16 protein-coding genes are annotated in these 22,268 nt (G+C 32.2%); 11 read left to right on the forward strand and 5 right to left on the reverse strand.

The annotated features are described in order from the left end of the window. Window positions 1-123: 123 nt before the first annotated feature. Both DUT90_RS12770 and gyrB read right to left on the reverse strand, forming a co-directional pair. Window positions 124-1,161 carry a DUF6588 family protein gene (locus tag DUT90_RS12770; RefSeq protein ID WP_114427562.1) on the reverse strand — a complete coding sequence of 346 codons (1,038 nt, stop codon included), beginning with the start codon at window positions 1,159-1,161 and terminating at the stop codon, window positions 124-126. A gap of 113 nt (window positions 1,162-1,274) precedes the next feature. Continuing rightward, entirely contained in the window at window positions 1,275-3,212 is a 1,938-nt protein-coding gene (gyrB, locus tag DUT90_RS12775; protein ID WP_114427563.1) for a DNA topoisomerase (ATP-hydrolyzing) subunit B, read from the reverse strand. A 643-nt stretch (window positions 3,213-3,855) separates the two neighbouring features. Between gyrB and DUT90_RS12780 the strand changes: the two genes are divergently transcribed. The 11 genes from DUT90_RS12780 to trpA all read left to right on the forward strand — a co-directional run bounded on the left by DUT90_RS12780 (window position 3,856) and on the right by trpA (window position 18,578). Next, window positions 3,856-4,113: a hypothetical protein gene (locus tag DUT90_RS12780; protein ID WP_309477136.1), complete on the forward strand. Its 258-nt coding sequence runs from the start codon at window positions 3,856-3,858 to the stop codon at window positions 4,111-4,113. A gap of 52 nt (window positions 4,114-4,165) precedes the next feature. After that, window positions 4,166-5,563 carry an amidase family protein gene (locus DUT90_RS12785; protein ID WP_114427564.1) on the forward strand — a complete coding sequence of 466 codons (1,398 nt, stop codon included), beginning with the start codon at window positions 4,166-4,168 and terminating at the stop codon, window positions 5,561-5,563. Then, window positions 5,563-8,901 (forward strand): bifunctional amidotransferase subunit GatB/aspartate--tRNA ligase AspS, encoded by a 3,339-nt coding sequence (gene gatB/aspS / locus DUT90_RS12790; RefSeq protein ID WP_114427565.1) that lies wholly within the window; start codon window positions 5,563-5,565, stop codon window positions 8,899-8,901. The genes DUT90_RS12785 and gatB/aspS overlap by 1 nt, the downstream gene beginning before the upstream one ends. A 57-nt stretch (window positions 8,902-8,958) precedes the next feature. Then, on the forward strand, window positions 8,959-11,427 hold the full coding sequence (locus tag DUT90_RS12795) for a glycoside hydrolase family 9 protein (RefSeq protein WP_114427566.1): 2,469 nt from the start codon (window positions 8,959-8,961) through the stop codon (window positions 11,425-11,427). Between the two features lie 185 nt (window positions 11,428-11,612). Beyond that, entirely contained in the window at window positions 11,613-13,004 is a 1,392-nt protein-coding gene (locus tag DUT90_RS12800; protein ID WP_114427567.1) for an anthranilate synthase component I family protein, read from the forward strand. Window positions 13,005-13,090: 86 nt separating this feature from the next. Beyond that, complete coding sequence (locus tag DUT90_RS12805; protein WP_114427568.1) at window positions 13,091-13,666, forward strand: aminodeoxychorismate/anthranilate synthase component II; 576 nt, start codon at window positions 13,091-13,093, stop codon at window positions 13,664-13,666. After that, on the forward strand, window positions 13,666-14,658 hold the full coding sequence (trpD, locus tag DUT90_RS12810; protein WP_114427569.1) for an anthranilate phosphoribosyltransferase: 993 nt from the start codon (window positions 13,666-13,668) through the stop codon (window positions 14,656-14,658). The genes DUT90_RS12805 and trpD overlap by 1 nt, the downstream gene beginning before the upstream one ends. 272 nt (window positions 14,659-14,930) lie before the next feature. Beyond that, window positions 14,931-15,719: an indole-3-glycerol phosphate synthase TrpC gene (gene trpC, locus DUT90_RS12815; RefSeq protein WP_114427570.1), complete on the forward strand. Its 789-nt coding sequence runs from the start codon at window positions 14,931-14,933 to the stop codon at window positions 15,717-15,719. 1 nt (window position 15,720) lies between these two features. Beyond that, complete coding sequence (locus tag DUT90_RS12820; protein WP_258848560.1) at window positions 15,721-16,422, forward strand: phosphoribosylanthranilate isomerase; 702 nt, start codon at window positions 15,721-15,723, stop codon at window positions 16,420-16,422. 79 nt (window positions 16,423-16,501) lie between these two features. Continuing rightward, window positions 16,502-17,686 (forward strand): tryptophan synthase subunit beta, encoded by a 1,185-nt coding sequence (gene trpB, locus DUT90_RS12825; RefSeq protein ID WP_114427571.1) that lies wholly within the window; start codon window positions 16,502-16,504, stop codon window positions 17,684-17,686. Between the two features lie 124 nt (window positions 17,687-17,810). Beyond that, the gene (trpA, locus tag DUT90_RS12830) at window positions 17,811-18,578 is read left to right on the forward strand and encodes a tryptophan synthase subunit alpha (protein WP_114427572.1); all 768 of its coding nucleotides are present in this window, start codon (window positions 17,811-17,813) and stop codon (window positions 18,576-18,578) included. Window positions 18,579-18,631: 53 nt separating this feature from the next. Here trpA and DUT90_RS12835 read toward each other — a convergent pair whose 3' ends face one another. The 3 genes from DUT90_RS12835 to DUT90_RS12845 form a co-directional block, all read right to left on the reverse strand. After that, entirely contained in the window at window positions 18,632-19,078 is a 447-nt protein-coding gene (locus DUT90_RS12835; protein ID WP_114427573.1) for an FKBP-type peptidyl-prolyl cis-trans isomerase, read from the reverse strand. A 42-nt stretch (window positions 19,079-19,120) separates the two neighbouring features. Next, a complete protein-coding gene (locus DUT90_RS12840; protein WP_114427574.1) occupies window positions 19,121-20,734 on the reverse strand; it encodes an amidohydrolase in 1,614 nt (537 codons plus the stop codon). Window positions 20,735-20,814: 80 nt separating this feature from the next. After that, window positions 20,815-22,248, reverse strand: coding sequence for a M20/M25/M40 family metallo-hydrolase (locus DUT90_RS12845; protein ID WP_114427575.1), 1,434 nt, complete (start codon window positions 22,246-22,248; stop codon window positions 20,815-20,817). Window positions 22,249-22,268 lie beyond the last annotated feature (20 nt).

Consider the following 22,268-nt stretch of genomic DNA (forward strand, 5'->3'; position numbering starts at 1 on the left):
TTTTTAAGTTTTTATGATAAATTTATGGCGTAAAAATACGATATAAAAAATAGTTAAATGTGATATATATCATAAAAAAATGCATCTAAACGAGATGCCTTTTTTTTGTTGAATTTTTTATTTTTAGCGAATACTGATAGCAACGCCTAAGTTTGCTGTATTGTACTCTTGAAGAGAATAACTACCGTAAATTTTGAAAAAACCTAAACTTAGACGAGCACCAATAGTAGCAGCTACTCCGTTAGATTCAAAATCCAAATCAGAAGGAACAATAAGTGTTTCTTCTACAGTGTCATTAGGAGCAGGAAAACCTGTGTCAAAAACACCAGTATATCTTCCTGTCATATTATAGGAAGAGTTACCAGAGTTGTAACCAAAACCTCCATATATATTGATGATTGGAAAATTTAAAGAAGCTATTGCTTGCACAGTAAATGCAGATAAGTCAAATTCTGCTAATGCAGCTTGAGTTCTAATAGGTCCTGTAGTAATATCTGCAATACCGTAGCTAACAGTCATACTTGTATATGCTGCTAAAAGTGAAACGTGTAAAGGAGTTTTGTCTAATGGTCCAAACCAATTTGTAATCTCTTTTTTTAATCCAATACCAAACATGTTTAACGAACTTTCGTCTTGATCGTCTCCAAAACTAATATCTGGAATAAATCTAGCCATCACTTCAAATTTACCAGGTAAACCAACATTTAACTGTACAGCGGGAGCAGGAACTAGGTTTGCAGGTAAATTAACGCCTCCAGGTGCGGTAAAGTCTGCGGTTACATTTTCTCCTCTGATGTTTCTTTGAACTCTAAATTGTGCACCGTTATCTGAACCTGAAAAAGTAGGTGATGTTGTAGAGGTTGATGATACAGAAACAAGTCCAAGAGCAGCTATATCAAAAGAATCTCTATCTGAAGGAATAGCAGCACCGCTAGCTCCAATAGAGATGTCAAAACCAAAAGGTTTATGCACTTTTGCGGTATGGTACCATCCGCTATTCATAGCGTTGATAAAACCTTCCATTCCTGGAGCAAAATAAGCTTGTAAAAGTTTTTTGGAATCAGAGGGATCTGCTAGTAGTATGTTTTCAAAACCTTCTTGCGCTTTAGTGTGTAATGAAAAGGCAAAAAAACTTAAAAATAAAGCAATACATTTTTTCATGATAATTGAGTTTGGTTAATATTTGTTTAAAAGTTGAGTTTAATCAAAACGAAGATATAAAAAAATACACACTCCTATGAGAAGTGTGTATAAAATACTATAAAACAAACCTTTTAAGCGTCTATATTTGCATATTTTGCATTTCGTTCAATAAAGTCTCTACGAGGAGGAACTTCATCTCCCATAAGCATAGAGAAAACTCTATCTGCTTCTGTTAAGCTATCTATGGTTACTTGGCGCAATGTTCTAAATTCAGGGTTCATGGTTGTGTCCCATAATTGTTCTGCATTCATCTCACCTAAACCTTTATATCTTTGTATGGTAACAGATCCACCCATTTTTTGAGCAATTAAATCACGTTGGTTGTCATCCCATGCATACTCTCTTTTTTGTCCTTTCTTTACTAAATATAGAGGAGGAGTAGCAATATAGATATAACCTTGCTCAATCATTTCTTTCATATATCTAAAAAAGAAAGTTAATATTAAGGTAGCAATATGAGAACCATCTACATCGGCATCACACATAATAACTACTTTATGGTAGCGAACTTTAGATAAGTTTAGCGCCCTTGGGTCTTCTTCTGTACCAATAGAAACGCCTAATGCTGTAAACATGTTTTTGATTTCTTCATTTTCAAAAACTTTATGTTGCATTGCTTTTTCAACATTTAATATTTTTCCACGGAGTGGTAAAATTGCCTGAAAGTTACGGTCTCTACCTTGTTTGGCTGTTCCGCCTGCAGAATCTCCCTCAACCAAGAAGATTTCACATTGCGCAGGGTCAGTCTCAGAGCAGTCAGATAATTTACCAGGTAAACCACCTATACTCATTACTGTTTTACGTTGTACCATTTCACGAGCTTTACGAGCTGCGTGACGTGCCTGCGCTGCTAAAATTACTTTTTGAACAATGGTTTTAGCATCATTAGGGTTTTCCTCTAAATAATCAGTCAACATTTCAGATACTGCCTGAGAAACTGCAGCACTTACCTCTCTGTTTCCTAATTTAGTTTTGGTTTGTCCTTCAAATTGAGGTTCTTGAACTTTTACAGAAACAATAGCTGTTAAACCTTCTCTAAAATCATCACCCGCAATTTCAAATTTTACGTTTTTAAGCAAACCAGATTCATCGGCATACTTTTTTAAAGTACTTGTAAGTCCGCGTCTAAAACCAGATAAATGCGTACCTCCTTCATGTGTATTTATGTTATTTACATAAGAATGTAAATTTTCTGAATAAGAGGTGTTGTACACCATAGCAACTTCAACAGGAATGTCGTTTTTTTCACCTTCCATAGCAATTACACCAGCGGTTAATTGCTCTCTTGTAGAGTCAAGGTACTTTACAAATTCAGATAATCCTTCTGTAGAATGAAAAACTTCTGAAATAAAGTTACCTTCATCGTCGGTTGTTCTCTTGTCTGTTAAAGTAATGGTAATACCTTTGTTTAGGTAAGATAATTCACGCATTCTAGTGGCAAGAGTATCATAATTATACTCTGTAGTTTGCTGAAAGATAGATTTATCTGGTAAAAAAGTGACAATAGTTCCTGTAAAATCGGTTTCTCCTATTGTTTTGACAGGATATAGCGTTTTACCTCTTTCGTACTCTTGTTGCCAAATTTTACCTTCTTTATGCACAGTAGCAGTTAAGTGGTCTGAAAGTGCGTTAACACAACTTACACCAACACCATGTAAACCACCAGAAACTTTATAAGAATCTTTGTCAAATTTACCCCCTGCACCAATTTTAGTCATTACTACTTGTAGTGCAGAAACGCCTTCTTTTTGGTGAATACCAACAGGAATTCCACGTCCATTATCTTTGGTAGTAATAGAGTTGTCTTCATTAATAGTTACTTCTATGGTATCACAATGACCAGCTAAAGCTTCATCAATAGAATTGTCTACAACTTCATATACCAGGTGGTGTAAACCTCTAACCCCAACATCTCCAATATACATTGATGGACGCATTCTAACATGCTCCATTCCTTCTAATGCCTGAATACTGGAGGCGTCATAACTATGTTTTTTTTCTTCGCTCATTCTATATTTAAATTATATTTTGATTGATAATTGTATAAAATACAACCTACCAAATATAATCAAATACATGGCTTTTTACAGTTTTATGTTGATAAAAATAAAAATTGTTGATAAATCTAAAAATGTCTTAAATAGCCTGTAAGGTATCTTAAATTTGATTTCTAGAGCTTATAAATAATTTTTTTTATTTAAAAATGAGATAATCGATTGTAGCTTTTATAATGCAGTTTGGGTTTTTAGAAATTGTTTGCAAATAATTCAATAAAGGTTAATTTTTAATTGAAAACGGAAAAATCATCAGATGTTCAAACTTAATTTATAAAAGAGAAATAACTTAGGGTGATATTTTTTAAAAGAAAAGTAAAGAGACGCTATTAAATGTGTAGAATTTTAAAAACTAATAAATTAAGAATCATAAATTTATCATATTCGTAATAAAATTTGGATATTTTAAAAAATAGTGTTTAGTCTATTTATTTACTCTATATTTGGCGACGAATTATATATATGAATCGTAATAATAACAATAATAATTTCAATAATCCTAATTTATAGGTAAGGAAGGTTATTGTTTACATATAGATAAAACCTTCCAAATTTTGGAAGGTTTTTTTTTGAAGCTAAATGAGTAACAATGGGTAAAATGATGACAGTCGACATTTTGTCGAGTATTAAAGGAGCTAAAGAATCAGAGGCGGTTAGCAAATTGTTTGATGCAATTAAAAGTGCTAATGTAAATAACATAGATTCAGAAAATAAATTTAAGAATGCAGTGTCTTTAGATGATTTGCGAGAAGATGTTGTTTTAGATAGCTCAACTATTGAGAAAGAAATCATTATCGAGAACTTTCCAAAAAAGAAAAATGGTTATCTGGTAGTTGCTAAAGTTATAGAAGAATAAATTAGTTTTTGATTGTTTGTAAAACAGGCGATTAAGCTAAAAAACAATAGATATGAGTAAAATCAGAGAAATCCACAATAAGCTAAAAAACAAAGAGGTTACTTGTTTAGAGTTGGTGCAAGAAAAGTTGGATTTATTAAAATTAAATACCCACAACACTGTTAATTCGCTTTTAGATACCTTAGCTATAGATTTAGCAAAAAAAGTAGATGCTAAAATAGCAGACGGAAAAGAAATTGGGTTGCTAGAAGGAATTCCCTTTGGAATTAAAGATGTGTATATGGTACAAGGAACGTACACAACCGCTAGTTCAGATTTATTAAAAAATTATAAATCATCATACACAGCAACAGCTATTCAAAAATTATTGGATGCAGGTGCAATTCCTTTAGTAAAAGAAAATTGCGATAGTTTTGGCCACGGTTCATCATCAGAAAACACCATTTTTGGTGCTGTAAAAAATGCTGTAAATCCAACGTTAGTTGGTGGAGGTTCAAGTGGAGGTTCTGCTGTAAATGTAGCAAAAGAGTATACAATTTTTTCTATTGGAGGAGATACAGGGGGTTCTATTAGGCAACCAGCTGGTTATAACAATGTATATGGTTTAAAACCAACTTATGGTAGAATCTCTCGCTTCGGATTAATGGCCTACGCATCTTCTACAGATTGTGTTGGTCCAATTGCAAAATCATTAGAAGATATCAGAATTGTTTTAAACGCAATGAGTGCGAAGGATGTAAAAGACCAAACTACATATCAATCAGAAAGTATTTCTAAAGATGTAGTTTTACTTACTGATGAAATTAAAACGGTAGGATATTTTAAAAACTTTATAGAAAGTGAAGCCATTTCATCAGAAATAAAACAAAGTTTTTTAAGAACAATAGATACAATAAAATCAAAAGGAATTGCTGTAAAAGAATTGGATTTCTTTGAATCTGACACTTTAGTTTCTACTTATTATACTTTGGCTATGGCAGAAACCGCCTCTAATTTGTCCAGGTTAGATGGTACTAACTATGGCAACAGAATTGAAGGTAAAAATTTAAAAGATACGTATTCTATTACACGTTCAGAAAATTTTTCTGAAGAAACGAAACGCAGAATTGTGGGAGGTAATCAAGTCTTGTCTCAAGGTTTTTCTGATGAAATTTATTTAAAAGGGTTGAATTTGAGAGATCAAATTGCTGCTAATTTTGAGAAAGATTTTAAAAAGGTTGATCTTATTTTGTCACCTGTAACTCCCAATAATCCACCTAAAATTGGAGATAGCTTAAAAGATCCTTTGGCAATGTATTTGTCAGATGCGTATACTGTTGGTTTTAGTTTAGGTCAATTACCAACGTTAACAACGCCAAAAGGAACAGCAACAGGAATTCAAATTACAGCAGCCAAAAAGAATGATGAATTGGTTTTGCAATTCGCAAACTTTTTAAACGATATTTTATAATGGAGTTAGCACAATTAAATGAGCTTTTAAAAAAGCATGAATTAGAATTAGTTATTGGTTTAGAAACACATGTTCGGTTAAATACAAAATCTAAATTATTTTGTTCTTGTGCCAATCAAGAAGCTGAAGAAGCTAACACTAATATTTGTTCTGTGTGCACAGGGCAAATGGGCGTGTTACCTGCTGTAAATAAAGAGGCTATAAAAAAAGCTATTTATTTTGGAAAAGCAGTACAATCTACTTTTGAAAACGAGGTTATTTCTTGGGATAGAAAACATTATGAATATCCAGATAATCCTAAGAATATTCAAATTACACAGTTTCATAATCCTGTAATTCCAGATGGTCAAGTGTCTTGTTTTAGAAATGATGGGTCTCAATTTACAGTAAATCTAACTCAAGTTCATATAGAGGAAGATGCTGCTAAATTAATGCATGAGAAAAACATTTCTTTGGTAGATTTTAATAAGGCAGGAGTTCCGTTAATAGAAATTGTGACAGAACCGTGTATCAGGCATATAGAAGATGCTTCCATCTATGCGCAATATATACAAAGAATTGTGCAGAATTTAAAAATATCTGAAGCAAACTTAGAAAAAGGGGAGTTTAAAAGTGATGTATCTGTTTCTTTAAGAAAAATAAATAGTGATGCATTAAACCCAAGAACAGAGATCAAAAACTTAAATTCTTTTAAGTTTATGGTAGATGCTTTAAAGGAAGAAATAGAAAAGCAATTAAATTATTTTATAGAGCATAAAGAGTTTAGACCAGACCAAACTACAGTGTTGTTTGATGCAGATTTAAAGCAGACCAAAACAATGCGTAAAAAGGAATTTGAAGCGGATTACAGATTTATTTCTGAACCAGATATTCCTTTTGTGGCTATTAAAAATGTTGTAGAAAGTATAGATGTAGATATTAGCTCTTTGCCTTTTGCAGTAGAATCAATTTTGATAAAAGGTGGGGTTTTACCTCAAGATGCAAAGTTTTTTACAGCAGATTCTTTGCGTTCGGAAACCTTTATAGCACTAAATAATCAAATTAAAGACCCTTCTTTTGTAGCAAAAGCCTTGGTAAATAATATTGCTGCAGATGAGTATGTAAATATTCATGATGTAGCTAAACTCAGTGAAATTTTTCAATTATTTAAACAAGATAAAATTACATCTGTTTTGGTTCAGAACGGAATCTCCAATTATTTAAAAGACAGCACTTTTGATTATAAAAAATACTTTGATGAAAATACCATTTCTGAAGATACCATTAAAAATGCTGTTGCAAAAGTAATTGTAGAAAATGAAGCAATTGCAAATGACATTAAAAATGGTAATCAAGGAAAATCAGGTATTTTAGTAGGTAAAATCATCAAAATTATTGGTAAAGGAGCTTCAGGGAAAGTAATTCGTGAAGAAATTCTGAAACAAGTTTCTGTTGATAAAGTTGGAAGCAAGAATTTAGAAATTGAAAGTAAAAAAACGTCTACCAATAACCAATCATCAACAACAAATAACCAACAAGAAGAATTACCGGAGATTCCTATTGTTATTAAAGATGAATATAGAACACATAAAATAGCACAGCTATCAGAAAATACAATTAATGAAGAAGTACTTTTATCGGGTTGGGTAGCTAGTGTTCGTGATCATGGAGAATTGATGTTTATTGATTTAAGAGGTTCTAATAACGAAATACTTCAGGTACGTTTAAGTAGAGAATCTTTCCCCAATTTAGACGAATTGGTAAAATTAAAACCAGAAACTGTAATTACCGTAAAAGGAATTGTTGTTCAGCGGAAAGAAGATGATTATAATGCTGGTTTAAGAACAGGTAAAATTGAATTAGAAACTGCTGAATTAGAAATTTTAAACCTTTCTAAAACATTGCCTTTTGAAATTAAAAGAGCAATGAAAACGAATGAAACAACACGTTTTCAGTATAAATTTTTAGATCATAGAAATGATGATGTTCGTAGAGCAATTGTAAACAGGCACAAAGTAATTAAATTATTGCGTGATATTTTAGATGAAGAAGAGTTTTTAGAAATTGAAACGCCAATTTTAACAGCTGGCACAGATGAAGGAGCAAGAGAGTTTATTGTGCCTACTCGTAAAGAAGCAGGTTCTTTTTACACGTTACCGCAAGCGCCGCAGCAATTTAAACAAATGTTAATGGTAAGCGGCTATGAAAAATATTTTCAAATAGCACGTTGTTTTAGAGATGAGGATTCTAGAGGTGATAGACAGCCAGAATTTACACAGTTAGATATTGAAATGGCATACGCAAGTATGCAACAAATCATAGACTTAAACACTAAAATGTTTAATGAAGTAGTAAAAAAAATCTACGGTAAAAAATGGATTTTACATCCTTTTGTAACCATAACCTATAAAGAGGCTATGGATAAGTATGGATGTGATAGACCAGATTTACGTTTTGGTTTAGAAATGCAAGACATTACTAATATTGTAAAAGACACCACTTTTCAGGTATTTAGCAAACCAATAGATGAGGGCGGAATTGTAAAATGCATCAAAGTTACTGCCAAAGAGCAAGGAAACAAACGTATGTCTAAAGGTCAAATAGAAAACTTAACTGCAATTGCTCAACAAAATGGGTTAGGTGGTTTGGCATACATTATCGTAAATGAAAACGATTTACAATCACCAATTATTAAGTTTTTAGGAGAAGAAATTGCGGCTAACATTATCAAAGAAACCAATGCAAAAGTTGGTGATATTGTATTCTTTTCTGCTGCAGATTATGCAACTGCTAACAAAGCCTTAGATGCTGTTCGACAAGAAATGGGGCGTATGTTAAAGTTGATAAACCCTAAAGAATTGAGACCAGCTTGGGTAGTAGATTTTCCAATGTTTGAAAAAACAGATGAAGGTAGATGGACGTTTACACACAACCCTTTTTCTATGCCGGCTATCTATGACCTAGAAAAACACATGACTGGAAATAATGATGAAATAGGAACCATTATTGCTCAGCAATACGATTTAATCTTAAACGGCTATGAAATTGGGGGAGGTTCTGTTCGTGCTCACAAATCAGAAATCTTAGAAGCTACCTACAAAAACATGGGGTATAATAAAGAAGAAATGATTAAAAGTGTGGGTACTATGCATAAAGCCTTTCAATATGGAGCACCACCTCATGGAGGAATTGCTTGGGGGGTAGATAGATTGATGATGATTTTAGAAAAAAAAGTATCTATTAGAGAAGTAATGGCTTTTCCTAAAACAGGTACTTCAGAAGATCTATTATTTAATGCTCCTTCTATTTTGCCAGATAAAAAAGTTGAAGAAATGAATGTGAAAATTATCAGAAATTAAGGTTAAAAATGATATCGTTTTTTTTAATTAAATTTATAGGTTGAAAAATTATTAATTATGTACAAATTGAAGATTGTAAGTGTTTTTTTATTTTTAGTAATAAACACATTTTCTCAAACCCCCATTTTTGTAGAAGATTTTAATGACTCTAATGTTAATAGCATAAGTACACCAACTGGTTTTTCAAGTGCTATTTCTAATGGTACTCTGCAGATTATAGGAAATGGTAATGGGGGATTGTGGAGTTCTATATCGTATAACGTAAATAATGGAATAGACCTTTCTGAAAGTCCTAAATTGTTTATTAGGGCTAAATCATCACCTAGTGTAGAGATGAGAGTCGATTTAAGAGACGATACAGGGTATTTAACCAATCAAAATCCAATATCAGCAAGATTAAGTGGAGAATTCGTTACTTATGAATTTGATTTTACAGATAAACTTTTTGATGGTGCCTTTGGTGGTCCTTGTAAGTTAGGACCCTGTGCTGTAGATGCTACAAATATTAAAACCATCTCAATTTATGCAAATCCAGGAATAGGTAAGTATAATGGAACTATCGAGTTAGACTGGATAAGTTTTGGGTATGTAGAATCTTCAGATCAGCAAGAAACAACTAATTTTCAAATTAGATACAATCAAGTTGGTTACTTAATAGGTAGAGCAAAAACAATTAGTATTACATCACCAGTTAATTTTTTACCTTTAACCTACAGTATAAAAAATAAAAGTGGTGTTACAGTTAAAACTGGACAAACACCTAACCCTAATTTTTGGGGAGATGCACAAGAATACGCATCAATCATAGATTTCTCAGAAATTGAAACAGCAGGAGAGTATACTATAGAGGTTAACGATAAAAAACAAACCTTTACAATAGGCAATGATGTTTATGATGATTTGTCTTTAGCTGCATTAAAATACTTTTATTACAATAGGGCAAGTACAGCTATTACGGCACAATATGGTGGTATTTGGGCAAGAACATCAGGCTTACCAGATACTCAGGTAAGAGTGCACTCATCTGCAGCTTCAACAGCAAGACCTACAGGTACAATAATTTCTGCTCCAAAAGGATGGTTTGATGCTGGTGATTATAATAAGTACATAGTAAATAGCGGAATTTCTACCTATACATTATTAGCCGCATTTGAGCATTACACGTCTTATTACGCCTCTAAAAATCTGAATATTCCAGAATCAGGAAACAATTTACCAGATATTTTAGATGAAATTATTTGGAATTTAGATTGGATGTTGGCTATGCAAGATCCAAATGATGGAGGTGTATACCATAAACTAACTGGGTTAAATTTTGCAGGGAGAATAATGCCAAATAGGTATACAGCAACACGCTATGTGGTACGTAAAAGTACATCAGCAGCGCTAAATTTTGCAGCAGTTACAGCAATGGCTTCAAGGATTTTTAAACAATATGAAGTTCAAAAACCAGGTTATAGTACAGCCTTACAAGAAGCTGCTAAAGAAGCCTACGCTTGGGCAAAAGCTAACCCTACAAATTATTTTACTAACCCTACAGGAGTTAGAACTGGAGAGTATGGAGATAGAAACGTAACAGACGAATTCCAATGGGCTGCAACAGAATTATTTATTACAACTAAAGAAGCACAATTTAAAAATGACATCAATATTAACAATATCAATAATGGTGTTCCTAGTTGGCATAGTGTTGGCGGGTTAGCTTTGTTTTCTATGAATCATCATTCGGCACAACTTTCTGCAGATATAAATGTTACTATAGCTCAATCTAAAGTACTAGAAAAGGCAAATGAAATTCGCGCAAAAGTAAATACATCCCCAATGGAAATAGGAATGGCAAATAGTGATTATGTTTGGGGTAGTAATAGTGTTGCAGCAAATCAAATGATGTACCTAATAAGAGCTTATGAAATTTCAAAAGAAGAAACCTACTTAAAAGCAGCATATAAAACAATGGATTATCTTTTAGGTAGAAATGGTACAGGTTTTTCTTTTGTATCTGGTTTTGGAGATAAAACACCAATTAGGCCTCATCACAGAATTTCTGATGCAGATGGTATTGCAGCACCTATACCAGGTATGTTAGCAGGAGGTCCACAACCAGGACAACAAGACAAATGCACTACATATCCTAGCAATGCTGCTGCTAGATCATTTTCAGACACTTGGTGTTCCTACTCTACAAACGAAGTAACAATTAATTGGAATGCACCTCTAGCTTACGTTACCAATGCATTAAGATTTTATCAAAATAGCGGAGTAGCATTATCAGTCTCAGAAAATAATTCTTTTCAAGATCAAATTCAACTATACCCAAATCCTGTCAGTAATTTGTTACACATAAACTTAACAAACCAAGATGTTCAAGAAATTTCTATTTATAGTATTGCGGGGAAACAAGTTTTTAAAACCAAAGCAATAGAGCGAAACATTACGCTAGATTTTAGTGACTTACAAACGGGGGTATATATAGTTAAAATAAAAAAACAAGATAAAATAATTACAAAAAAAGTAATTAAAAATTAAAATTTAGTCTAATAAAACTTGGTCAAGTTAAATTTGGTTTCTAAATTTGTAATCTAAAATGAAAAGTAAGGTAAACAATATATGGTGGTGGAACTCTCTTATCTAATAAGTGAGAACTAAACCTATATGTAAACAATATATAAAAAAGGCTTATCTCACGATAAGCCTTTTTTCAATTATACGAAATGAATAAAATAAAATTTAAAACACTATTTAAAACTAAAATAGCAGATACAATTACGCCAGTAGGTTTGTATTTGCGTTTTAGAGATAAATATGCAAACACATTGCTTTTAGAAAGTTCAGATTATCATAGCAAAGAAGAAAGTTTTTCTTTTATTGCTATAGATCCAATAGTTTCTATAAAAGCAGAAAACCATCATTTAAGTTTTTCACATAAAGGAATTGAGCTAGAAAATATAGAAATTGGTAGAAACTTCAATGCAATTTTCGAAAAATATAGCAATACAATTGATTTAGATTGTCCTTCAGAATTAAAATCGTTTAACGGTTTGTATGGTTATACAACATATGATTCTGTGCAGTATTTTGAGAACATCAACTTAAATGTAGCTGAAGCGCCGTCTGCAATTCCGTTAATGCAATACAGTTTTTACAGATTTATTATTGCTATCAATCATTTTAATGATGAAATGACGTTGATAGAAAATATTGAAGAAGGAACTGAATCTAGAATTAAGGAAATTCAAACAATTATTGATGCACAAGCATTCAATACACAAAAATTTGAAATAGTTGGCGATGAGACTTCGAATGTAAAAGGAGAAGAATTTATTGAATATGTTAGAAAAGCAAAATCGCATTGTAAACGTGGAGATGTTTTTCAGTTGGTGTTATCGCGTCAGTTTCAACAAAAATTTAAAGGTGATGAGTTTAATGTGTATAGAGCTTTGCGTTCTATAAATCCATCACCATATTTGTTCTTTTTTGATTACGGTTCTTTTAAGTTGATGGGGTCTTCACCAGAAGCACAAATTAAAATATCGGCGGGAAAAGCGACTATCAATCCTATAGCTGGAACATTCAGAAGAACGAGTGATATGGCTAAAGATATCCAATTGGGTAAAAAATTATCTGCAGATAAAAAAGAAACAGCAGAACATGTAATGTTGGTAGATTTAGCACGAAATGATTTAAGTAAACACGCTGACAATGTGGATGTTGAGGTGTTTAAGGAAGTGCAGTATTTTAGCCATGTTATTCATTTGGTATCTACAGTTTCTGGTCAGTTAAAAGGAAATCCTATAGAAATCGTGGGTGACACTTTTCCTGCAGGAACGTTAAGTGGAGCACCAAAATACAAAGCAATGGAATTGATTGACACGTATGAAAATCAATCTCGCGGATTTTATGGTGGTGCAGTTGGTATAATTGGATTAGATGGTTCTGTAAATTTGGCAATTGCCATTAGAAGTTTTGTGAGTAAAAACAAGACGTTATATTATCAAGCAGGAGCAGGAATCGTTATTCATTCTAACGAAGAAAAAGAATTACAAGAAGTAAATAATAAGTTAGCAGCGTTAAAAAAAGCGTTGATTTTAGCGGAAAATATTTAGGGCGTTTTAACAGGCTTTCCACTATATCTTTTTTCCGAAAAAAAAAAAAGGATGCCGTTTTAATCCTTAACGCAAAGTTGAGAAATATGAAAATATTAATAATAGACAATTACGATTCGTTTACCTATAATTTGGTACACATGGTAGAAAAAATTACAGGAAATTTCCCTGCAGTTTTTAGAAACGATGAAATTAGTATTGCAGATGTAGGAAATTACGACATCATTATGTTGTCTCCTGGACCTGGAATTCCAGATGAAGCAGGAATCTTAAAAGAGGTAATTAAAACCTATGCAGGTAAAAAACCAATTTTTGGAGTATGCTTGGGTTTACAAGCAATTACAGAAGTTTTTGGAGGAACAATCATCAATCTAGACGATGTTTTTCACGGAGTTGCTACAGAAATGAGGATAACTGACACATCAGCTACTATTTTTAAAGATGTTCCAAAAACTTTTATGGCAGCACGTTATCATTCTTGGGCAGCAACAGATGAAGGATTTCCAGAAGAAATTCAAGTTACTGCAAGAGATGAAGATGGAGGAATTCAAGCAATAGAACATAAAATATTTCCAATTTCTGCGGTTCAGTTTCATCCAGAATCTATTTTAACAGATGTTGGAGAGCAATTGGTTACTAATTTTATCAATGCAAATTCGTAATGAAAGCAATTTTAAACAGATTATACAATCATGAAAGACTGTCAAAATCAGAAGCAAAACAAATATTAATTGACATTGCCGCTGAGAAATACAATGATGCACATTTAGCGTCTTTTATGACGGTTTTTATGATGCGTCCAATCACAGCTGATGAACTTTCTGGTTTTAGAAATGCACTAAAAGAATTGGCAATAAAAGTAGATTTTTCAGATTATAATACCATTGATATTGTAGGTACTGGTGGTGATGGAAAAGATACGTTTAACATATCAACATTAACTTCTTTTATTGTAGCAGGCACTGGACAAAAAGTAGCAAAACATGGCAACTATTCTGTGTCTTCGCAATCGGGGTCTTCAGATATGTTAGAAAGTTTTGGATATGAATTTACAAATGATGAAAGCATTTTAAAAGAACATTTAGAGAAAGCCAATATTTGTTTTTTACACGCACCTAAATTTCATCCAGCAATGAAAGCTGTTGGACCAACAAGAAAGGCTTTACAGTTAAAAACCTTTTTTAACATGTTAGGGCCTTTGGTAAATCCGAGTTCACCAAAAAACCATATGTTGGGTACTTTTAATCTAGAAGTAGCACGTTTGTATAATTATATTTTACAAGAAGAAAAAGATATCAATTACGGAATCATCCACGCTTTAGATGGATATGATGAAATTTCGTTAACAAGCGGATTTAAAATCTTTACCAAACAAGGAGAACAGTTATTCAATCCAGAAGATTTAGGATTGAAAAAAGTGCAACAATCTGATATTTTTGGAGGAGAAAATGTTGCTGATGCAGCAAAAATATTCAAAACGATTTTAGAAGGAAAAGGTACAGAAGCACAGAATAATGTAGTACTAACAAATGCTGCTTTTGCTTTAAAAATAGTTGATGAGACTAAGAGTTTTGAATCGGCTTTTGAAGAAGCTAAAGAATCACTTTTTGGAATGAAAGCCAAAAACACATTAGGTAAATTAGTAAGCATATAAAATGACAAAAAAGAAAAACAATTTAATTCTAATAATTCCAGCATTTTTATTGATGGGAACTGCTGTAGGAATTCAAACAAAAGATCTTTTTAAACAAACGATTATTGGTTTGATTGTGGGAGTTATTGTGTACTTTTTTTTGAGATACAGAAATAAGAAACTAAACAATTAAGAATTAATGTCATTTTGAGCAAAATGGAATGAAGTCGAAAAATTTCACGTTAATGCTTTGAGATTTCTCCATAAAGTCGAAATGACAAATTAGAATAGAAATGACTATACTTGATAAAATAATCGCATTTAAAAAGAAGGAAATTGCCAAAATAAAAGCAGAAGTTCCTGTTAAGAAATTGGTAGAAAGTCCAAGTTTTAAAAGAAGCCCTTTTTCTTTAAAAAAAGCCTTGTTAGAAGTAGGGTCAACAGGAATTATAGCAGAATTTAAGCGTCAATCTCCATCAAAAGGAATTATCAACGATAAAGCAACTATTACCGATGTTACTAATGGATATTTAGATGCAAATGTTGCTGCACAGTCTATTTTAACTGATACTTCTTTTTTTGGAGGAACTATGGCAGATTTGATGGAAGCGAGAGTTATCAATCAACAAAAACCAATTTTAAGAAAAGATTTTGTAGTAGATGGTTTTCAAATTGTTGAAGCGAAAGCTATTGGTGCAGATGTAATTTTATTAATTGCGTCTTGTTTAACATCAACAGAGTTAAAAAACTACGGAAACTTAGCAACAGATTTAGGGTTAAGTGTTTTGTATGAGGTACATACCCAAGAAGATTTAGATAAGATTAATGATTTAGATAACAAAATCATCGGAATTAACAATAGAAATTTAAAAACGTTTGAGGTTGATTTAGAGCATTCTATAAAATTGGCAGATCAAATTCCGGATACATCTATTAAAGTTTCTGAAAGCGGAATTTCTGACCCAAAAATAATTACGGGTCTAAAAGAATTTGGTTTTCAAGGATTTTTAATCGGAGAAAATTTTATGAAAGAAGAAAACCCAGGAGAAGCTTGTCAAGACTTTATCAATCAAATTAGATAGAATGAAACTAAAAGTTTGTGGAATGAAATACATAGAAAATATGCAACAAGTAGCTGCATTAGAGCCTGATTATTTGGGTTTTATTTTCTATGAAAAATCCAAAAGAAATTTTGAAGGAATTATTCCTGATCTCCCTGAAGGTATCAAGAAAGTTGGTGTTTTTGTTAATGAAATTCCAGAGATTTTAGTTTCTATTGTAGAAGAATATCAGTTAGATGCTATACAATTGCATGGTGATGAATCTGTGGAGTATATTAATTCTATAAGAGCAAAATTAGAGTTTAGTAGAACGTCATTTATAGAACAAAATAAAGGTAGAAAAAAGGTAAAGAAACCAAAATCGTATCAGAATTTAGAAATTATAAAAGTTTTTGGAATCAAAGATGAATTTAATTTTGAGATTTTAAAGCCCTATGTAAATGTTGTGGATTATTTTTTATTTGATACAAAGGGAAAAGAAAGAGGAGGTAATGGTGTTAAGTTTGATTGGTCTGTTTTAGAAAAATATCCTTTAGATATACCTTTCTTTTTAAGTGGTGGCATTGGTTTGGATGATGTAGAACAAATCCAAATAGTAACAAAAGCCAATTTACCAATTTACGCATTAGATGTAAATAGTAAATTTGAAACCGAACCAGGAAAAAAGAAAATACAAGAATTAAAACAGTTTAAAGAAGTTATCATTTCTAGCGAAAAGAAGTGAAATCGAAAAGTCTCTTGTTAGATAACTTTTAGATTTCTCTATAAAGTAGAAATGACAAACGAACGAATATTTTAAAATTATGAAATCAAAATTTCAACCCGATAAGAATGGATATTTTGGACAATTTGGAGGAGCATTTATTCCAGAATTACTATATCCTAACGTAAAAGAGTTAGAAGATAACTATATTCAGATTATTGAATCTGATGAGTTTCAAAAAGAATACAAATCACTTTTAAAAGATTATGTTGGTAGACCAACACCTTTGTATTTTGCAAAAAGCTTGTCTCAAAAATACGGAGCACATATTTATTTAAAGCGAGAAGATTTAAACCATACAGGAGCACATAAAGTAAACAATACTGTTGGTCAGATTCTAATTGCCAAAAAATTAGGAAAAACAAAAATTATTGCAGAAACAGGAGCAGGACAACATGGAGTTGCAACGGCAACAGTTTGTGCTTTAATGGGGTTAGAATGTACGGTTTTTATGGGAGAAATAGATATTGAACGTCAAGCCCCAAATGTAGCCAGAATGAAAATGCTAGGGGCAAAAGTAGTTGCAGCTACTTCTGGTTCTAAAACCCTAAAAGATGCAACTAATGAGGCGATTCGTTATTGGATTCAAAACCCAGAAACATTTTACTTAATTGGTTCTGTTGTTGGTCCTCATCCGCATCCAGATATGGTTGCTCGCTTACAAGCGATTATTTCTGAAGAAATGAAATGGCAGTTGAAAGAAAAAACGGGTAAAGAAAACCCTGATACTATCATTGCTTGTGTTGGTGGAGGTAGTAACGCTGCGGGTGCTTTTTATCATTATATGGAAGATGAAGAAGTAGAGTTGGTGGCTGTTGAGGCTGCAGGTTTAGGAGTAAATTCTGGTGAAAGTGCAGCTACTTCTCAGTTAGGTGAAGTAGGAATTATTCATGGTAGTAAAACTATTTTAATGCAAGATGAGTACGGACAAATTGTTGAGCCATATTCTATTTCTGCAGGTTTAGATTACCCAGGAGTAGGCCCCTTACACGCGTATTTGTATGAAAGTAAAAGAGCTACTTTTTTAAATGCTACAGATAAAGAGGCTTTGGCAGCGGCTTATGAATTAACCAAGATTGAAGGAATCATTCCTGCACTAGAAACTGCACATGCTTTAGCTGTTTTACCAAAAATGGATTTAAAAGAGAATCAAGTTGTGGTCATCAATTTGTCGGGTAGGGGAGATAAAGATTTAGAAACGTATATTAAGTATTTAGAGAAATAAAACTTGTCTTATCGAGTGAATTTATGAGGAATGAATAAATTTGTATCTAGATAAAATTTGGTTCTCGATACAATTTTCTCTTAAAACCAAAAATTACTCGAACTGACAAAGACAAATAATAAACATGAATTCAATCCAAAAATTATTTCAACGAAAAGATAAAAACTTATTATCTATATATTTTACATGTGGTTTTCCAGAGTTAGATAATACTACCAAAGTAATTTCTGAATTAGAAAAAAGTGGTGTAGATTTTATTGAGGTTGGCTTACCATATTCAGATCCTTTAGCAGACGGTCCTACAATACAAGATAGTAGCCAAAAAGCATTGCAAAACGGTATTAATTTAGATATTGTTTTTGAGCAATTAATGTCAATTAAATCCTCAAATAATACCCCTTTGGTTTTAATGGGATATTTAAATCAGATGTTGAAATATGGTGAAGATAAATTTTGTCAAAAAGTAATAGATTGTGGTATAGACACGGTTATCATTCCAGATTTACCTATGGTGGAATTTGAAAATCATTATCAACAATTGTTTGACAAATATGGAATTACAAATGTGTTTTTAATCACACCACATACTTCTGAAGAAAGAATTAAAAAAATAGATTCATATACAAAAGCTTTTATTTATGTAGTTGCCTCAGCATCTATTACTGGTGCAAAAGGAGAGATTTCTACACAGCAAATTGCTTATTTTGAAAGAATAAAAGCTATGAATTTAAAAAGCAAATTAATTGTAGGTTTTGGTATTTCAGATAAACAAACGTTTACTACAGCTTGTAGTTATGCAAATGGAGCCATTATAGGTTCTGCATTCATAAAAAATTTAGGTAAAACAGGAGTAAATAAAATAGATAATTTTATTACACCTATTATTTCTTAAATATAAAAAGCGAAACTTTTAGGTTTCGCTTTTTCTTTTGCTTTAAATTGATTTTAGTTTACACTTTTTAAATTGATATCAAATACCAAAACAGCACCACCTGGTATAGCAGGTGCTCTACCTTGAATTCCATAACCCAATTGGTAAGGTATAATTAATTTTCCTTCACCACCAACTCTAAACAATTGAATTCCTTCTGTCCAGCCAGGAATTACTTGGTTTAAGTTAAAAGAAATTCCGTTAGCGCTTTCATCAAATACGTTACCATCTAGTAAATATCCTTTGTAAGCAACAGTTACATTAGAATTTCTAGAAGGAAACGTTCCTGTACCTTGTTTTTCGATAATAAAGTACAAACCTGAACTAGTTTTTTGAACGTTTAAATTGTTTGCAGCAATGTAAGCTTGAATGTCTGCTTCTGTTTGAGGAGTAATATTATCTTCATTAGAACACGAAAACAGAATGAATATGAATACAAATGAATATAAATAAGATTTCATAATTTAAAAATTTTTAAAGATTGCAAATATACTTATGATTTTCTAATAAACTTTCTCTCCGTTTAAATAGGTTGAAATAACTTCGGTTTCTGGTATTTTTATGGCATCAATTGTCATAATATCTTGATTGAGAATCACAAAATCTGCAAATTTACCAACTGCAATAGAACCTTTTTCTTGCTCTTCAAAATTAGAATAGGCAGCCCAAATTGTCATCCCTTTTAAGGTTTCTTCTCTTGTTAGTGCATTGATCATTTGATATCCATTTTTAGGATAATTATTTACATCTTTTCTTACCACTGCAGCGTAAAAGGTTAAAAATGGATTGACTTGTTCTACCGGAAAATCTGTACCCAAAGCCACTTTACCATATGCATTTAATAAATTCTTATAAGCATATGCACCCTGTATACGCTCTTTACCAACTCTGTCTTCTGCCCAATACATATCTGATGTTGCATGAGTGGGTTGTACAGATGGCAAAATATTATTAAAATTTTTAAAATCATTAGAAGAGACAATTTGGGCATGTTCTATACGCCAACGTCTATTTTTTTGATTTTTTAAAACATCTTTATAGGTTTTAAGCATCCATGTATTTGCTGAATCTCCAATTGCATGCGTGTTCATTTGAAATTCTGAAGCAGCAATTTGTGTTGCAATTTCTTGATATCTTTCTGGTGCATAAATCAAAGCACCAAAATGATTTCCTCTATCAGAATACGGTTTGCGCATTGCAGCACCTCTTGAACCTAAGGCTCCATCACCATAAACCTTAAATGAACGCACATTTAGGTAATCTGTTTTGATAATTCCTTTATCAATATAGTAGTCAATTTGTTTTTGATTGTCTCCAGAAACCATAGCATAGACGCGCATTTTTAAATCTTTAGATTGCTGTAAGCTATCAATTAGTTCAATGGTATTTCTATTTAATCCAGCATCATCAACGGTAGTCAATCCATAAGAAAAACAAATTTTTTGTGCATCTAGTAAACCTTGAATAGCTTGTTTTTTTGATGTTGAGGGAAATTTAATGTAATCCATAGCATTGTCAATCAAAACACCAGTTAGTTTTCCGTTTTTGGTTATAAATTCTCCGCCTTCAACGCTAATAGGTTTTGTAATTCCTGAATATTCTAAAGCAGCTTGGTTTACCAAAAGCGCATGACCATCTACCCTTCTTACAGCCACAGGTGTTTTAGGGAATAATTTGTCTAATTTTTCTTTTGTTGGAAATTCTTTAATCTCCCAGTCATTTTGATCCCAACCACGACCAGTAATATAATCAGATCCAGTTCTATCTCTAAAATCAGATATTTTTTGCAGTACTTCATCATAACTTTTTGTGCCTTCTAATGATACTTTTTGTTGTTGTAAACCCATTCTGTAAAAATGACAATGAGCATCAATTAAACCAGGTACAATCGTTTTGTTTTTTGCATTAATAATAGTACCAGATTGGTATTGTTTCTGAATTTTATCATTGGTACCGATAGCGATAAATTTTCCATCCTTAATAGCAAAAGCTTCTGCTTTTTCAAAGGTTTTATTAACGGTATATGTGTTAGAATTTATAACAACAATATCTGCTTTTTCTTTTTGGCAACTAAAAAACAAAAAGTTTAAAATAAGTAACAGTACTATTTTTTTCATTTTAGATTATGTGTTTGTAAAATTTATTAAATTTTAAGAAAAGCTCACAAAACAGTTTTAGATTGCTAATTTGCCAACTATTAGAGCTTTACAGGCGTATTAGTATACAGATATTTATCCATCAAATATACAATACTAGCCATAGAAGCACTTCCTAGTTCTAGCTCCCTTTTGTTAACTTTATCAAAAGTATCTCTACTTGTATGGTGGTAGTCAAAATAGCGTTGAGAGTCTGGTCTGTAGCCTACTAAGGTTACATTTTCTTCTTTTAGTGGGGTAATGTCTGCACCAGAACCGCCTTTATCTATATCGTGCAAACCATAAGGTGAAAGAAGTTTTTTCCAACTTTGCAATAATGTGGTGTTTGCCTTATTAGCATCTATAGAAAAACCTCTAGGGGTATGACCTCCCGCATCAGATTCTAAACCACCAATATGCTTTTCTTTATTCAATTTGGCCAATTCAGCGTATTTTTTAGCGCCTCTTGTACCGTTTTCTTCATTCACAAAAAAGACAATACGAATAGTATTTTTAGGTTTAATATTGTTTTTCTTAAATAGATAGGCAACTTCTAAAGATTGCACTACTCCTGTTCCATCATCATGTGCACCTTCACCCAAATCCCAAGAATCTAAATGGCCACCAACAACAAAAATATTTTCTGGAGTTTTACTTCCTTTGAGCTCTCCAACAACGTTAAAAGAAGGCGCATCTGGTAAGTTTTTGCAGTTTTGTTTAAAATAAAATTTTAAAGTTGGATTTTCTTGCAAATCTTTACTTAAAATAGTTGCTGCTTTTGAACTTATTGCGGCAGCCGGAATAAATTGTTTTTCGTTTAAATCTCCGTAACTCATTGTTCCTGTATGCGGAAAATCATCAATAGCGTTTGTCATAGATCTTACAAGTACTCCTTTGGCTCCAAATTTACCACAAATTGCTGCTCCTTGCACGCGTTGGTCAACACAACCACCATAGGCTTTAAAAGTGTTGATTAACGTGTTGTCAAATGGACGATTAAAAAATACAATTTTACCGTTCATTTTGTTTCCTAAGGCCTTTGCCTCTGCTAGACTTTTTACCTCTATTACTTCTGCTAATACACCTTCTAAAGGAGTCGCTATGGAAAACCCTAAAGCACATATAGGTACATTTTTTTGTGTTCCGTTTGTCGTGTACGTAGCAATTTCTTTTTCACCTCTCACCCAATGCGGCACCATAACGGGTTGTAACCAAACAGAATCTAATCCTACTTTTTTCATCAATCTTTCTCCCCATTCTACAGCTTTTTGAGCTTCTGGTGAGCCAGATAATCTACCACCTATATTCTGTGTTAAATCTCTAAGCCATTCATAAGACTTTCCTTGAGTTAACACAGTGTTAAATAAAGTTTTAATGTTGGTAGAGTCAATTTTTTCTTCTGTAGTTAATCCTTTGGAAAGTATTGGAGTATTCTTTTTTTGTTGGCAAGCTAAAGTTAAGGATAGCACAAATAGAAGTAATAGGTTTTTTTTCATTTTGTAGGTGTATTTTGACT

The organism is Polaribacter sp. WD7, from assembly GCF_003335085.1.
Classification (GTDB): Bacteria; Bacteroidota; Bacteroidia; order Flavobacteriales; family Flavobacteriaceae; genus Polaribacter.

Bases quoted from the DNA above. Each gene is read 5' to 3' on its own strand.
- DUT90_RS12770 (WP_114427562.1), bottom strand. From the start codon at position 1,161: ATGAAAAAATGTATTGCTTTATTTTTAAGTTTTTTTGCCTTTTCATTA.
- gyrB (WP_114427563.1), bottom strand. From the start codon at position 3,212: ATGAGCGAAGAAAAAAAACATAGTTATGACGCCTCCAGTATTCAGGCA.
- DUT90_RS12780 (WP_309477136.1), top strand. From the start codon at position 3,856: ATGATGACAGTCGACATTTTGTCGAGTATTAAAGGAGCTAAAGAATCA.
- DUT90_RS12785 (WP_114427564.1), top strand. From the start codon at position 4,166: ATGAGTAAAATCAGAGAAATCCACAATAAGCTAAAAAACAAAGAGGTT.
- gatB/aspS (WP_114427565.1), top strand. From the start codon at position 5,563: ATGGAGTTAGCACAATTAAATGAGCTTTTAAAAAAGCATGAATTAGAA.
- DUT90_RS12795 (WP_114427566.1), top strand. From the start codon at position 8,959: ATGTACAAATTGAAGATTGTAAGTGTTTTTTTATTTTTAGTAATAAAC.
- DUT90_RS12800 (WP_114427567.1), top strand. From the start codon at position 11,613: ATGAATAAAATAAAATTTAAAACACTATTTAAAACTAAAATAGCAGAT.
- DUT90_RS12805 (WP_114427568.1), top strand. From the start codon at position 13,091: ATGAAAATATTAATAATAGACAATTACGATTCGTTTACCTATAATTTG.
- trpD (WP_114427569.1), top strand. From the start codon at position 13,666: ATGAAAGCAATTTTAAACAGATTATACAATCATGAAAGACTGTCAAAA.
- trpC (WP_114427570.1), top strand. From the start codon at position 14,931: ATGACTATACTTGATAAAATAATCGCATTTAAAAAGAAGGAAATTGCC.
- DUT90_RS12820 (WP_258848560.1), top strand. From the start codon at position 15,721: ATGAAACTAAAAGTTTGTGGAATGAAATACATAGAAAATATGCAACAA.
- trpB (WP_114427571.1), top strand. From the start codon at position 16,502: ATGAAATCAAAATTTCAACCCGATAAGAATGGATATTTTGGACAATTT.
- trpA (WP_114427572.1), top strand. From the start codon at position 17,811: ATGAATTCAATCCAAAAATTATTTCAACGAAAAGATAAAAACTTATTA.
- DUT90_RS12835 (WP_114427573.1), bottom strand. From the start codon at position 19,078: ATGAAATCTTATTTATATTCATTTGTATTCATATTCATTCTGTTTTCG.
- DUT90_RS12840 (WP_114427574.1), bottom strand. From the start codon at position 20,734: ATGAAAAAAATAGTACTGTTACTTATTTTAAACTTTTTGTTTTTTAGT.
- DUT90_RS12845 (WP_114427575.1), bottom strand. From the start codon at position 22,248: ATGAAAAAAAACCTATTACTTCTATTTGTGCTATCCTTAACTTTAGCT.